Genomic DNA, 12678 nt, shown 5'->3' on the forward strand with positions numbered 1-12678 from the left:
GCAGGCTATACCGCTGACGAAGCGCACATGTGACGCACCAGAGGTCCACTAAGCAATGGTGAACGTCATTTCTGAAGTCGCAAGCAACTCGGCCGCCCTACTCCATTGAGGTCAGCCATGCCTTCGCGGAGCCGACGCAATCTCTGCTGGAGCCTGCATGCTTCTTCAGGCGCGAGCGCTGTGTCTCAGTGCGGCATGAATCCTTTTCTCAGCCAAGCCAATATCTTGCTCCCATTGAGGACCCTGCGGACACGCCCGGCGGCCCAGCCAGCCTGCATGGTGGCGCCGGTGTGGCAACTGCAGACGATCTCATGCAACTGCCAATCGGAGAGTTCGAAGAAGCGTCTGGCTTCCCCGTAGGTATCCGATTGCATGCCCGATGCACGCAGCAGTGGATCGTCAAAGGCGACACTGATTGCCGATCCGACCGCGCGCGCTTCTCCGCGGACAGAGGGATGCAGATGCTCAGTCCCGGTGAGAGCCACAAGGGAGCGCGTCGGATTTCGATAGAGCAGTTCCGCCCACCGCTCTATCCGTAGCGTCCTTGTAGCCAGCAGAGCCGGCGATAGTGGACTGATGTCCGCGACTGACTGGAGTTGATCGAGTGTCTGGTGCTTCATGACTGCCTCCTGTTGGTCGTTCCAATCCCAAGGCCTTTGCTGCAGGATTGGCTCACACGCTAAGCCGCCTCGTAAAGGAGCGGCGGCCGATCAGGTGTTGCCACCAATCGCCCACAGGCACCACGCGGCGGCATCTGCAGCGACCCCAACTGCATTCCTTCGCCAATGTTCCAGCGGGATGAAAAAACTGTGCGGCCGGCCGACCCGACGGACCCGGCTGGCGCACGCAGGATCCTGAACTGCTGGACGATGATGACGCAGGCCTGGAAAGGCGGCTAGGTTGGACCTTGCTTTTCAGGCTTGACCATGATGTTTCACTACCCGCTCGGTCATCGCGGGAAGGCCAGGAGCAGAGCCGCTGGCAACGGTGAGTTGCGGACGAGGGCGGGCGGTGGAGGACGACGCCCTTGGGCCGCCAGGTCACTGAAGGACCAACCGAAGCGGCGCTTCGGGCGTAAAAGCGATGTCCTTGTAGGTCTGCAATGTCTGCTTATGGAGTAACGGCGGCAAGGCCTCTTTGACCGGCATGGGGCGCATTGCTGACCGGCAGATTTTCGGCCGACAGCAGACCCTCTGCTGCTTGGGTACCCAGCACGCAAGCTGACATGTGAGACCTCGGTGCGAAGGCCGGGACCAGGCCCACTGCGAACGTACGTGTTGGTTCGCATGTTGGCGCTGAAGCGCCTTATCGTTCAGCCTCGCGGCACATAGATCATATGAACCGTATCGTCATCGATCAATGTGCTCGACACCAGTTGCAGCGCAGGCCTTGCCTCGTGGAAGAAAGGCTTGCCCTTGCCGAGCACGAACGGCCTCACGTGCAGGTGATATTCCTCGATCAGGCCCAGCCCGGTCATAAGACCGGCCAGTTCCGGACCGGAAACGCTCAGGATACCCTCCGTGCGGGCCGCGATCTCGCGAATCTGCGTTTCAATATCGCCGGAGATGAGGGTGGCGTTGGGGCCGACCCGTGAAAGTGTGCGCGAAACGACCCATTTGGGCAGCTTGCGCCAGAGTGTCGCGAACTGGCGAAGCGAAGCATCCCATTCCGCGCGATCATCGTCCCAATAGCGCATGACCTCGTACATCCGGCGGCCATACACAGCGCCGGCATGGTTGCGAATCGTCTCGATCCAGTACTCGAAGTGCTTCTGGCTTGGTGCGCCCATGACCAGATTTCCGGCAAGGTCATCGACATAGCCATCGATGGAAACGTTCATTCCCAAGATAAGTTTGGCCATAAGCAGCGCCTTCACATAGTCGGTTCACGGATTAACCGCTTGTAATTTGCAAGCAGTGAGACGCTATAGCAACTGATTGCAAATCGCAAGCAGCATGGAAAGAAGCGTTCGTGCCGCAAACGCGCCCTGCCTTGTCCCATCAACCCTGGACTTGAACAGCAGGGTGATCCGTCCGGCTACCGCCATCTACGCCTGCCTTCCCGAATCAAGCTGCACCCCAAGTCGCTCGTTCCGTCTCCACCGCACCACGGCGCGATAGCTGGTATGATCGACTGGCACGTGAAGCACGAAACGGTCGGGGATTGCGATATCGGCCTTGACCCGTAGCTCCGCGCCGTGGGCGTGCTGGTTGCAAACCAGACAATTGATACTGGCGTCGCCAACGCGGATTGTCGCTTCCTTCAGAACAAGATCACGGATATGCGACCGTCGCTCTATCGGTGGGTCAGCCGGCATTGCCTTATCCCTCTGATTTGACGACCTGAAACTCTTCTGAACCCGGGATGGAAAGCGCACTACCGGCCCAGCGGTTGCCTCGAAAGACTGACGAGCTCGGCTTCGTCGACCACGCCGGCCATATAGTTCGCGATAATCCGGGATGCGATGGCGTCGCGTGCTTCGGGCGACTGACCGTCGCGCTTAAGCTGCTCGAATACACGGCCCAACAGCTCGAGTTCGGATGGCTGCAAAACGCCGGCCTCGGTGGCTTTGCGTCGAATGGGCATTTGTGATCCTCCACTACGGTCAACAACATACGACCGCGGCAGGGAAACTCAACTCACCTGTCGAGGGCGCCGCGCGGGCGGCGCCGACCACAAATCCCGTTTACCCGAGCGGGGAGTTTTTCACTCAAAGCCACAGTGATCTGGCGTCCATACAAAGCCCGCCAGCAAAGCCGGCGGGCGCAATATTCATAAGATACGCCGCTAGAACCAGCTTCGGTCGCGTTCCTGGCTTTGCCCGAGCAGCATGCCGATCAACAACCCGGCAATGCCGCCAAGCACGAAAGCGCTGCTGATGGTGCCGGGATTTTGCTGGACGGCTTCGGACACCGTCTGCGCCTGCGATCTCAGCTGCTGCGTTGCCCGTGCCGCGCGCTCGGTCGCGCTGCCATACCAGCCGCCGGCTTCGCCGACGGCATCTTCTGCACGGTCGGCAAGCGTCCGGTTGATCTTGCTGATCTCGCGCTTCAGCGATGCAACCTGCTTCTCCAGGGCCTCCTGGGCCTCTCGGGCGGACATCTTCGGGGTGTCCTTCGGGGTGTCCTTCGGGGTTTCCTTCGCGGTATCCTTCGGGGTGTCGTTGTCGGCCATGGCTGTTCCTCTCGTTGAGGCAGGGGGAACGGCCAACGGACAAGGATGGTTCCGCCGCCTGCGCTCACAGTCATTCACCCGGCCGGCCGCCAACTTTGGGAACACTCTCCCGATCCAACGGTTGTGGCTGATGGAGGGCACGCATTTGTCGAATCGATCGAGCCATGCTGAAACGCTGCGGACGGTCTCCGACCTGCTCCACCGCGCCCGCCGTGTCATTCGCGACGGCGGCCATGCGGCGGCGATGTTCGAAATAGACACGCTGCTGCAGGTCGCACAAACAGAGGTTGCGCGCCGCCTCGAACGCAACGATCGCTGAACCTCGATAGGCCACCGCGGGCGGTGTTCACTTGCGGGCGGCGAAGGCCTCGTTTCCCTTTGCGATGGACTTGCAAGGCGCCCATCGAGCGGGTCGCCGTCCGCGCCACGCGTCGACATCGCAAAGGCGCAAAAGCCGAGGATGAGGGGCCATCATCGCGGCATCGACCCTCCCGGTTATAACGCTTGGGCGGCGGAACAAAGCTTGGCCGCACTGGTTAGGCTCACAGCACGATGTGTGCCCCAACGAGGATCTCTGTCCATGAAAACACGTGTTCTTCTAGCTTCGCTGGCCACCGCCACAGCCATGGTCTTCGCCCTGCCCGCCTTCGCCGCCGACAGTGCTCAGGACTTTGTCGACAAGGCCGCCATCGGCGGCATGTTCGAGGTGGATTCGAGCAAGATCGCCGAGGGCAAGGCGCAGGATCAAGGCGTCAAGGATTTCGCCAAGAAGATGATCGACGATCACGGCGCCGCCAACGCCAAGCTTGCGACCATCGCCGGCGAACAGAAGCTGAAAGTGCCGACGGAGCTGGACGCCAAGCACAAGGCCGATCTGGAGGCTCTGCAGAATGCCAACGATGCCGTCGACAAGCCCTATGTCCAGATGCAGCGCGATGCGCATTCGGAGGCGGTCACGCTGTTCGAGAGCTATGCCAAGGACGGCGACAACGCGCAGTTGAAGACCTTCGCCTCCGAGACCTTGCCGACGCTCAAAATGCATCAGGAAATGGTCGAGAAGATCGCTTCCGCCGACAATGCATCGTCGACCACCAGCTCCACCACCCCGGCCGTGAGCACGACCGACACCACCAATCCGGCCGCCCCGGTCCCGGGTGCCAACAGCTTCACCGAGGATCAGGCGAAGAGCCGCATTCAGGATGCCGGCTTCTCCGGCGTGTCCAAGCTGACCAAAGACGACCAGGGCATCTGGCGCGGTCAGGCCACCAAGGATGGCAAGACCACGACCGTGGCGCTCGATTATCAGGGCAACGTCGTTGCCGGCGCGAACTGAACCCTCTGAACCAGAACGAGGAGATCAAGACCATGAAAACCGTAACCGGACTTTTCGACAACTACGATGATGCCTCCGACGCCGTCGGCGAACTGGAGGCAATCGGCGTGCCGCAGGCCGACATCAGCATCGTCGCCAACAATTCGGATGACTGGTACGACGACGGCGACACTTCCAACGCCGCCGAGGATGCAGCCGGCGGCGCCGGTCTCGGAGCCGTCATTGGCGGCGCCGGCGGGCTTCTGACAGGGCTCGGCATCATGGCCATTCCGGGCGTCGGTCCTGTCGTGGCCGCAGGATGGCTGGCCGCCACCGCGGTCGGCGCCGTTGGCGGCGCGGTCGTCGGTGGCGCTGCCGGCGGCATCGTCGGGGCGCTGACCGAGTCAGGCGTCCCCGAAAGGGATGCGCATGTCTATGCCGAGGGCGTTCGCCGCGGTGGCACGATGGTGACCGCCAGGGTCAGTGACGAACTCGCCGACGAGGCCGAGCGTATTCTTGGCGAGTCCAACTCGGTCGATCTGCAAGACCGCCGACGCGCCTACGAAGCCGATGGCTGGACCGGCTTCGATGCCAATGCCGACCCCTACACCGACATCGAGGCCGAGCGCGACAAAACGCGCAACGCCAGCCCACTTTGATCATCGAGCCCCGCCCCCGGAATGCGGCGGGGCCAAGGGGGCTGTCGGCGCGCTGCAAGCGACGTTCAGATTCGGCCATAAGGGGCGGGTTCTCATCGGACCTGCCCCTTTTCGCTGTTGCCTTGGCTTGACCGGCTCTTGCCGTGTTAACGTCGAACCAACGAAACCAGCCCCAGGAAAGCATGAGCCCGTCCCCGCAACTGATTGCCGAATGGCCGCTGTCGCCTTCAGCGACACTCGGGTCCGCCGTGCGCTCCAAGGGGATCGAACGTGAAGTCAGAGCCCGGCTGCCATGGGCAGTCAGGAAGCACGTCAAGGCCGAGACGGGCCGCATCGCATTGCGAATGTCGAAATCCGAAGCGAAAGCGTTCAAGGCCGCCTCTGCCAGCATCTCCAAAACACTGGAGGGAGTGGAGGCGCTGCCTGTGCTTCCACGCGAGGTCGAGGATATCCTTACGATCTCTTCGCGCGAGCGCCACAAATGGCTCAAGGACGGTCGGCTGCAAAGCACCGGCACACGCACGGTCAAGATGCGTGGGCGATCAAAGTCTGTCACCTTCCACGTTTTCGACGCGCACCACATCGAAGACGTCCTGGACCGCGATCTGGCAACCGTGTGGAGAGAGCAGGATGTCCAGGCGGTCGCCGAGAACAGGCGGCGCGGCGCGGGCAAGGCCGCGCTGACGCGCGCGGGAAAGGGCACCGGGCAGGCTCGCACTGCGAGGAACGCCCGGGACACGGATGGCCCGCCGCCCGGACTGAAGGGCTGGGATGCGTTCGAGGACGAAGGCCTGCTGCGATAATGATGCTGGCGCTTGCCCTTGTCCTTTGTGCGGGGGGAGCCTCAGCCTCAGCGCATCAATCCCGCTGCCCTGAGCGCGTCCTCGATGACCTTGGTAATCCCGCCCGCCGGACCGCCTGGCGGATTGACAGGCTCCGGGGCCGGATCGACACGGACAGCTCGCGGTTTTTCCTTCGGCGAGAAAGGCTGCAATGCAGTGCCTGAAGCGGCCTCGGCTTTCGCCGCGCGTCGTACGTCTGGCTTCGTCAGCCCCCAGAAACGGGCGATGTGGCGCGTCGAGGAAATCCCGACATCCAGCATGAACGGCCCTGCTTTGCCGAGAGCATTGGCGCCGCTCGCCTGCAATGGCGTGCCATGGCCCATGCCGGCAATGCTGTATGCCTCGACCACGTCGCGGCCTTTGCCATCGCACCAGACTTTTCGGCTCTGACCGTCGACCTTTTCCGTGCGTGTCGGCGCTTGAGCGAGGCCGTGCACGCCCTGCCATTGCGCCAGCACCGCGTCGGCATTGGAAGGCACCACGGTCGTATCGGCCGAGCCCTGCCAGACCGAAATCCTCGGCCACGGCCCCTTGTGCGGCGAAGCTTCCCGCAACAGACGCTGCAGGTCGCTTCTGGACGGTCCGCCATGGCCACGCATGCGGTCGAAGGCTTCGGGGATGGTCGAGGCGCTGCCATAGGCAAGCCCGGCAATGATCGCGCCACCGGCAAACACGTCCGGGTAGGTCGCCAGCATCACCGCCGCCATGGCGCCGCCAGCGGAAAGGCCGGTGACGAATATCCGCTTGCGGTCGAGACCGTGAGTGACCACCGCCGCCTCGATCATCTGGCGGATGGACAGCGCCTCGCCGCTGTCGCGGCTTATATCGCCTGGCACGAACCAGTTGAAGCAAAGATTGGCGTTGTTGGCGCGCTGCTGCTCGGGGAAAAGCACGGCAAAACCCTGATCGGCAGCAAGTTCGGTCCAGCCGGAACCATGGTCGTAGCCGGCGGCAGTCTGGGTACAGCCATGCAGCACCACGACCAGCGCCGCCTGCTTCGGCAGGTTTTCAGGAAGATAAAGCCGCGCACGCAAGGCGCCCGGATTGGACCCGAACCCTGTCATCTCGGACAGGTGATCGTCCTTGCTCTGTCCTGCACCGGCTGGCCGGCGGCGCATCGCGCTCAGCCGGGCGATCGTATCGGATATGTCTCGCAAATTGGTATCCTTGCGCGCCGGAATGGGCAGACTCGTGCACACAACGCACACGCAGCAATATCGTTGCTGCACTGCACAATAACAAGCGGCGCGACCGATTAAATGACCCGGTGGATCACAGGATCCGCTGCACAGCTTGTAACGACGAGCGCAATTTGCGCCCGGCCGACCTCTTGTCAGTCAGCCGGTCGAGGCCGGCAGGCGCTGGCTCACCAGCGCTGATGCACGTAGGGCTTGATGTGCTCATCGTAGACCGCCTTCACCTTGGCCATCAACTCGGAGGATAACGGCGCAAGCTCAGCCGCTTCCGCATTGGAAACCGCCTGCGCCGGATTGCGGGCGCCGGGGATGACAACCGTCACCGCGTTGAACATCAGGATCCAGCGCAGCGCGAATTTCGCCATGGTGGTGTCGCCTGACACCAGCGGCCGCACCTTCTCGACCGCCGCCAGCCCGACGTCAAAGGGCACGCCCGAAAACGTCTCGCCGACATCGAAGGCTTCGCCATTGCGGTTGAACAGGCGATGGTCGGTGGTCTCGAACTTGGTGTCCGCCCTGAACTTGCCGGACAACAGGCCGCTGGCCAGCGGCACGCGGGCGATGACGGCGACATCGTTCTTTTTCGCCTGGTCGAAGAACAGCTCGGCCGGGCGCTGGCGGAAGGCGTTGAAGATGATCTGCACGCTGACGACGCCGGGATATTGCATCGCCTTCAGCGCCTCTTCGACACGCTCGACGCTGACGCCGTAATTGCGGATCTTGCCCTGCTCCACCAAACGGTCGAGACGCTCGAACACCTCCGGGTGGTAGTAAAGATCGGTCGGCGGGCAATGCAGCTGCACCAGGTCGAGCGTGTCGGTCTCGAGGTATTTCAGGCTGCGGTCGATCCAGCCGTTGAGGTTCTCGACGCTGTAGCCTTCGACGGTCTGCTTCGGCAGCCGCCGTCCGGCCTTTGTGGCGATGAACGGGCGCGCGCCACCGCGTTCCTTAATCACCCGTGCGATCAGCTTTTCCGAACGGCCGTCGCCATAGACGTCGGCGGTGTCGAGGAAGCTGACGCCGGCATCGAGCGCGGCATGCAGGGCTGCGACCGCATCGTCATCATTGACCTCGCCCCAGGCGGCGCCGATCGCCCACGCGCCGAAGCCGATCTCGCTGACTGATCTGCCGGTACGGCCAAATTTCCGTGAATGCATCTCGCTGTTCCTGATTTGCGGCTTCGCCGGCAATGCCGGCTCCATGATTGCGATTTTTCCGGGAGCCTCATACCGCATGGCAACGCGATTGACATCCCTCTTCCCTGGATTTACCAGATTACAGGGTTGTATGACAACGGGGTAAGACTGCAACAGTGGGAGCCGGGAGGAACATTTCGCTGATGCACGAACTCTATCTCGGCGGGGTCGCCGGATGAGCAGTCCGTCAACCGTGGTTGGCCCCCTAATCGTGAACAGCCTTGTTGCGCAGATCCTCGAAGCGGGCATAGCTTTTGGTCAGATGGCTGCGCATGGCGCGCCGCGCGGCATTGACGTCCCTGGCTTCGATTGCCCCGAGAATGGCGCGATGCTCGCGCTGCATGCGGTCGAGATATTTTTCCCGCTCAGCCTCCGTCATCCGGTCGAGCCGCGTCCAATGGCGCGGGACCATGGCGCTGCCGAACGTGTCGAACAACCGGGTGAAATTCGGGTTCTGCGTCGCAGCGAGAATGGCGCGGTGGAAGCCGAAATCCTCTTCCGAGCCGGAGCCGCCGGCACGCACCGCCGCTTCCAGCGCAGCGAGCCGCGCGCTCATCTGCTGGAGCGCCGCCGCGGTGCGCCGCTCGGCGGCAAGGCCGGTCGCTTCGACCTCGATGCCCATGCGCAGTTCGAGCACGCGCAGCACCTCGTCGATCGATTCGAGATCGTCGGGCAGCACGGAAAACGTCTTCGGCGGCGGATCCTTGGCGACGAAGGCGCCGAGCCCCTGGCGCGTGGTAATCAGCCCGCGCGCACGCAGCGCCGCCAGCGCCTCGCGCACCACGGTGCGGCTGACGCCTGTGGCAGCAACAATCTCCTGCTCGGTCGGCAGCCGCTGCCCCGGCGCAAGGTCACCGGATTCGATCTGCGCAATCAGCGTGTTGACCAGACCCGTCCGCAGGTTGGGCGCCTGCGGTATGGCGTCGAAAGTCATGGGCTCCGCCATCGGTGGCACTCCGGTTCGATTCTTGTTCAAAGAATTGCATCGACGGGTGCCCGCCGCAAGGTGACGAAAGTTCGGCCCGCTGGCACGAGCCATGGGAGGATTGCATGAAAGAACGCATCGGCTTCATCGGCCTGGGCAGCATGGGCGCCGGCATGGCCGACAATCTGCTGCGCAAAGGCTGGCCGCTGACGGTGCATGTCCACCGCAGCCGCACCGCAGCCGACCGGCTGATTGCGGCCGGTGCCACTGAAGCGGCCAGCCCGCGCGACCTCGCCGCTGCCTGCGACATCGTCATCCTGTGCGTCACCGGCTCGCGCGAGGTCGAGGCACTGGTCAAGGGCCCGGACGGACTGGCCTCGGCCAAGACGCCGCTGCTGATCATCGACTGCTCGACCTCCAACCCGTCATCGACGACAGCGCTTGCCGCCGACCTCGCGGAGCAGGGCATGACGCTGATCGACGCGCCGCTGGCGCGCACGCCCAAGGAAGCCGCCGAAGGCAAACTCGACGTCATGGTCGGCGGTGCGGCCGAAGTGGTCGCCCGCGCACGCCCGGTGCTCGAAGCCTTTGCCGCGCGCGTCGTTCCCACCGGCCCGACCGGCAGCGGCCACACCATGAAGCTGCTCAACAATTTCGTCTCGATGGGCTATTCCGCCATCTATTCCGAAGCGCTGACGCTGGGCGCCAAAGCCGGCCTGACGCCGCAGGTCTTCAACAGCGTCATCTCCGGCAGCCGCATGGATTGCGGCTTCTACCAGGCCTTCTTCGATTTCATCCTCAACCGCAACGAAAACGCCCAACGCTTCGCAATCGTCAACGCGCTGAAAGACATGACCTACCTCGCCTCCTTCGCGCAATCAGCCGGCGTGGCCAACCCGATCGGCGCTGCGGTGCGCAATGGCTTTGCCACGGCGGTCACCACCGGCCACGGCGAGAAATTCGTGCCGGCGCTGTCGGATATTGTTGCGGGGTTGAACGGGGTGTCGCTGGTGGAGGCGACATCACCGGGCCAATAGAAAACGGGTGGATTCGGGCGCAAGCCAACGGTCCCTACATCCTGTAGCCCTTGGCGTGAAATCCGAGCGGCTCAACGGAGCCGCCCGGAAGCTTAAAGCATATGAAGGCGAAAGGGGTTTGAAACCGCGATTGACAAATTGCAAGGCGTCGAACGCGGAACTAGCGATGGAGGACGTAATTCTGGCGAATGTCCCTAACCAACGGCTCGATCTCATTTAGGGTATAGAATCGGACATGGTGGCGGTCCATTTGCTCCGCAATCATGTTTACGAATTCCGCATCCTGTGCCTGCGCATCGTCCCCGACCACCACTAAGCGAGCAGGTCGATCAAGGGCGGTTTCTTGGTAAAGAAGTTCGCCTTCTATCATATGCGGGCTGACGCGGTTGAGCGCCTTATCCGGGTCACCCGCAAGCGACACGGCGTCAATCAGATTGAAGGCTCCATTCTGATAGGCAAAGGGAACCTCGATCTTTACGCCTCCGGAAAGATGGACGGGGTCAGGCTTCACGAGGAAGTCTTCGACGCCATTAGAACGAAAAGCTTGCGCCAGTTTTGTCGACAGCCTTTGGCCGCGCGGCGAGCTGGGTACCTCACCAACCAGCTTTTCGAACAGTTCGCTGACAAGCTTCTCGGGGTCTTTAACCAACACAGATCGAACCGGGGACAGGCGAACCTTCCCAGACCTGAGCCCTATAAATTTCTCGATCTTTTCCCTGTCCCAGCCGTTACCAAATTCATACCGCAATCGACCTTCCATCGATTCTTTCAGGTGCTGAAAATGGTTACCGAGATGGATTTTGAACGCCTGCTCGGCGCGGCGCGGGCTATGGCTAAACTTCACAAAAACCGAAGCATGAGCGAACACAATGACGCCAATGTTCACAAACTCAGCCCGCTCCGGGAACTCTGAGTATTGAACGAGCGAAAAATAGCCTTGTGACTCTCGGATCATTTTACCAACCCCGGGATTTCCGGTTCATCCACCAATCGCCCTGAGATCGTGTTCACCACATATTGGCCGCGCTCACAAATCAAATCGACCAGCGAGAGCGCGGCGTTGGGGCCAAAGCCCCATTGTGCAGGAATAGAATTAACGACTTCAACCACGAAATCGCGCTTTAATTGAGACAGCTTCTCGACGGCGCGCTTGACTGACTTCGCGTCGATATATGGATCGAAGGCCGGAAACTTACCATATACATTTGGGTCTAGGACCCATGCCTCAGGGGCCGGCCCCATAGGAAAATCAACGTCATTCCCAATAAAACAGCTTGAATGATCGATGGGCACAAGATCGTATTTACGACGCCCCTCAGCCTTCACATAAAGTAGGTTGTCGGCGTTGTCTTGTCCATCAAAAAACCGGTCCCAATTGCGGACCCACGTATCGAAAACAACCAGCAACGCCACGTCACCAGGCTCTCGGAGACGAGACAAAAAAGTGTCTCCTCCGTCGTGTGGGGTTCCATCAACGGCGCGTGAAAAGAACATGGGCGGCACCATGCGCGCCCCATTCCTTTCCATAGTCAGGTCTATTTGACAGTCGTGGACTATGGCAAACGGCGGCACCTTGAGGCCAAGCCAAGAAGCCAATTCTCCAGACACCAATTCCGACACAAGTATCGCAGAACCCATCGGATTTCCCATCGATTTGAGAAATCCCTCGCCTGAATCTGTGTCCACCCGGATCGGGCTGGTGCTTGAACCAAACGACTCTATTTCCCGACGCACCTCCGCCGGCTGACATACCGCCCCACATGCAAGAGCCATGATGCTCCACCCATCCCAATTCGGATTGCATACATCGCATCCCGAACGGAATCGAGTCTTGGGTACACGAAGTATAACATACTGCTTTGTTTTGGTTAGTTTGTTGATAGGTCAGGCATTGGCCAGTCGCGTCTATGATAGCTGCTTCGGCGCGTTGCGTATGGCGAGTAGCTTCTTATCCTCAGTCTCACCTGTCGCCAGTGCGGGTGCTTATCGGTCATGATAATGCGTGAGGATGCATGGACCGTTTGCCTGAGAAGGTTCGCGGTTTCAGTGAGCATCCATCATGGCCGTCGATGTGTTCGAAATGAGCGCGCATCCCATTGTTGCTTTCGCGGTGTGCACGGACAGCGCCATGGCACTCTGGGCAACGCTTCGGAATTTTGGGATTTAGACCAAGCGCTTGGTCGATCGTGAGGTACGACCAACCATCGACTACCTTCATTTCGCAGGCATCCATTTCCATCCGACGAATATGGCATTCAACGCCGGACATTCAAAGGCGGAAATTCGACCGTCAGCCCGCCCGCGCACAGCCTTCCGCAATCTCGAATGCGCAGCGGA

16 protein-coding genes are annotated in these 12678 nt (G+C 61.4%); 5 read left to right on the forward strand and 11 right to left on the reverse strand.

Annotation, left to right across the window (positions count from 1 at the left end; genetic code table 11):
* Window positions 1-185: 185 nt before the first annotated feature.
* The 5 genes from NKJ58_RS15430 to NKJ58_RS15450 form a co-directional block, all read right to left on the reverse strand.
* The gene (locus tag NKJ58_RS15430; protein WP_352853424.1) at window positions 186-620 is read right to left on the reverse strand and encodes a hypothetical protein; all 435 of its coding nucleotides are present in this window, start codon (window positions 618-620) and stop codon (window positions 186-188) included.
* Window positions 621-1312: 692 nt separating this feature from the next.
* A complete protein-coding gene (locus NKJ58_RS15435) occupies window positions 1313-1861 on the reverse strand; it encodes a dihydrofolate reductase family protein (RefSeq protein ID WP_352853477.1) in 549 nt (182 codons plus the stop codon).
* Between the two features lie 186 nt (window positions 1862-2047).
* Complete coding sequence (locus tag NKJ58_RS15440; RefSeq protein WP_023726509.1) at window positions 2048-2317, reverse strand: PilZ domain-containing protein; 270 nt, start codon at window positions 2315-2317, stop codon at window positions 2048-2050.
* 59 nt (window positions 2318-2376) lie between these two features.
* A complete protein-coding gene (locus tag NKJ58_RS15445) occupies window positions 2377-2586 on the reverse strand; it encodes a hypothetical protein (protein WP_023671091.1) in 210 nt (69 codons plus the stop codon).
* Window positions 2587-2787: 201 nt separating this feature from the next.
* Window positions 2788-3174, reverse strand: a complete 387-nt coding sequence (locus NKJ58_RS15450) for a hypothetical protein (protein WP_352463699.1) — start codon at window positions 3172-3174, stop codon at window positions 2788-2790.
* On the opposite strand from NKJ58_RS15450, the gene NKJ58_RS15455 reads away from it, so the two are divergent.
* The 4 genes from NKJ58_RS15455 to NKJ58_RS15470 all read left to right on the forward strand — a co-directional run bounded on the left by NKJ58_RS15455 (window position 3173) and on the right by NKJ58_RS15470 (window position 5948).
* Window positions 3173-3493, forward strand: a complete 321-nt coding sequence (locus NKJ58_RS15455; RefSeq protein ID WP_156935525.1) for a hypothetical protein — start codon at window positions 3173-3175, stop codon at window positions 3491-3493. The two genes, NKJ58_RS15450 and NKJ58_RS15455, sit on opposite strands and share 2 nt — an antisense overlap.
* Before the next feature lie 261 nt (window positions 3494-3754).
* Window positions 3755-4507 carry a DUF4142 domain-containing protein gene (locus NKJ58_RS15460; protein WP_352853425.1) on the forward strand — a complete coding sequence of 251 codons (753 nt, stop codon included), beginning with the start codon at window positions 3755-3757 and terminating at the stop codon, window positions 4505-4507.
* Window positions 4508-4539: 32 nt separating this feature from the next.
* Window positions 4540-5145 (forward strand): general stress protein, encoded by a 606-nt coding sequence (locus NKJ58_RS15465; RefSeq protein ID WP_023698781.1) that lies wholly within the window; start codon window positions 4540-4542, stop codon window positions 5143-5145.
* A gap of 182 nt (window positions 5146-5327) precedes the next feature.
* The gene (locus NKJ58_RS15470) at window positions 5328-5948 is read left to right on the forward strand and encodes a hypothetical protein (RefSeq protein WP_352853426.1); all 621 of its coding nucleotides are present in this window, start codon (window positions 5328-5330) and stop codon (window positions 5946-5948) included.
* A 47-nt stretch (window positions 5949-5995) separates the two neighbouring features.
* Here NKJ58_RS15470 and NKJ58_RS15475 read toward each other — a convergent pair whose 3' ends face one another.
* The 3 genes from NKJ58_RS15475 to NKJ58_RS15485 form a co-directional block, all read right to left on the reverse strand.
* Window positions 5996-7144, reverse strand: coding sequence for an extracellular catalytic domain type 1 short-chain-length polyhydroxyalkanoate depolymerase (locus NKJ58_RS15475; protein WP_352518413.1), 1149 nt, complete (start codon window positions 7142-7144; stop codon window positions 5996-5998).
* A gap of 209 nt (window positions 7145-7353) precedes the next feature.
* Window positions 7354-8340, reverse strand: a complete 987-nt coding sequence (locus NKJ58_RS15480; protein WP_023714078.1) for an aldo/keto reductase — start codon at window positions 8338-8340, stop codon at window positions 7354-7356.
* Between the two features lie 244 nt (window positions 8341-8584).
* Window positions 8585-9325: a FadR/GntR family transcriptional regulator gene (locus tag NKJ58_RS15485; protein ID WP_352853429.1), complete on the reverse strand. Its 741-nt coding sequence runs from the start codon at window positions 9323-9325 to the stop codon at window positions 8585-8587.
* 2 nt (window positions 9326-9327) lie between these two features.
* On the opposite strand from NKJ58_RS15485, the gene NKJ58_RS15490 reads away from it, so the two are divergent.
* Window positions 9328-10341, forward strand: coding sequence for an NAD(P)-dependent oxidoreductase (locus NKJ58_RS15490; RefSeq protein WP_280790512.1), 1014 nt, complete (start codon window positions 9328-9330; stop codon window positions 10339-10341).
* A gap of 160 nt (window positions 10342-10501) precedes the next feature.
* Here NKJ58_RS15490 and NKJ58_RS15495 read toward each other — a convergent pair whose 3' ends face one another.
* From NKJ58_RS15495 to NKJ58_RS31495, 3 genes are all read right to left on the reverse strand, one after another.
* Window positions 10502-11296, reverse strand: a complete 795-nt coding sequence (locus NKJ58_RS15495) for a DUF3037 domain-containing protein (protein WP_023735078.1) — start codon at window positions 11294-11296, stop codon at window positions 10502-10504.
* Window positions 11293-12114: a HipA family kinase gene (locus NKJ58_RS15500; RefSeq protein ID WP_156931487.1), complete on the reverse strand. Its 822-nt coding sequence runs from the start codon at window positions 12112-12114 to the stop codon at window positions 11293-11295. The genes NKJ58_RS15495 and NKJ58_RS15500 overlap by 4 nt, the downstream gene beginning before the upstream one ends.
* Before the next feature lie 217 nt (window positions 12115-12331).
* Window positions 12332-12610 carry a hypothetical protein gene (locus tag NKJ58_RS31495; RefSeq protein WP_488492020.1) on the reverse strand — a complete coding sequence of 93 codons (279 nt, stop codon included), beginning with the start codon at window positions 12608-12610 and terminating at the stop codon, window positions 12332-12334.
* Window positions 12611-12678: the final 68 nt, after the last annotated feature.

The sequence above is a fragment of the Mesorhizobium sp. M0139 genome (assembly GCF_040322455.1).
Taxonomy (GTDB): Bacteria; Pseudomonadota; Alphaproteobacteria; order Rhizobiales; family Rhizobiaceae; genus Mesorhizobium.

Excerpts from the sequence above, each read along its gene's own strand:
- NKJ58_RS15455 (WP_156935525.1), top strand. The coding sequence starts at position 3,173 with ATGGCTGTTCCTCTCGTTGAGGCAGGGGGAACGGCCAACGGACAAGGA.
- NKJ58_RS15485 (WP_352853429.1), bottom strand. The coding sequence starts at position 9,325 with ATGGCGGAGCCCATGACTTTCGACGCCATACCGCAGGCGCCCAACCTG.
- NKJ58_RS15440 (WP_023726509.1), bottom strand. The coding sequence starts at position 2,317 with ATGCCGGCTGACCCACCGATAGAGCGACGGTCGCATATCCGTGATCTT.
- NKJ58_RS15465 (WP_023698781.1), top strand. The coding sequence starts at position 4,540 with ATGAAAACCGTAACCGGACTTTTCGACAACTACGATGATGCCTCCGAC.
- NKJ58_RS31495 (WP_488492020.1), bottom strand. The coding sequence starts at position 12,610 with ATGTCCGGCGTTGAATGCCATATTCGTCGGATGGAAATGGATGCCTGC.
- NKJ58_RS15495 (WP_023735078.1), bottom strand. The coding sequence starts at position 11,296 with ATGATCCGAGAGTCACAAGGCTATTTTTCGCTCGTTCAATACTCAGAG.
- NKJ58_RS15500 (WP_156931487.1), bottom strand. The coding sequence starts at position 12,114 with ATGGCTCTTGCATGTGGGGCGGTATGTCAGCCGGCGGAGGTGCGTCGG.
- NKJ58_RS15445 (WP_023671091.1), bottom strand. The coding sequence starts at position 2,586 with ATGCCCATTCGACGCAAAGCCACCGAGGCCGGCGTTTTGCAGCCATCC.
- NKJ58_RS15450 (WP_352463699.1), bottom strand. The coding sequence starts at position 3,174 with ATGGCCGACAACGACACCCCGAAGGATACCGCGAAGGAAACCCCGAAG.
- NKJ58_RS15460 (WP_352853425.1), top strand. The coding sequence starts at position 3,755 with ATGAAAACACGTGTTCTTCTAGCTTCGCTGGCCACCGCCACAGCCATG.
- NKJ58_RS15480 (WP_023714078.1), bottom strand. The coding sequence starts at position 8,340 with ATGCATTCACGGAAATTTGGCCGTACCGGCAGATCAGTCAGCGAGATC.
- NKJ58_RS15435 (WP_352853477.1), bottom strand. The coding sequence starts at position 1,861 with ATGGCCAAACTTATCTTGGGAATGAACGTTTCCATCGATGGCTATGTC.
- NKJ58_RS15430 (WP_352853424.1), bottom strand. The coding sequence starts at position 620 with ATGAAGCACCAGACACTCGATCAACTCCAGTCAGTCGCGGACATCAGT.
- NKJ58_RS15470 (WP_352853426.1), top strand. The coding sequence starts at position 5,328 with ATGAGCCCGTCCCCGCAACTGATTGCCGAATGGCCGCTGTCGCCTTCA.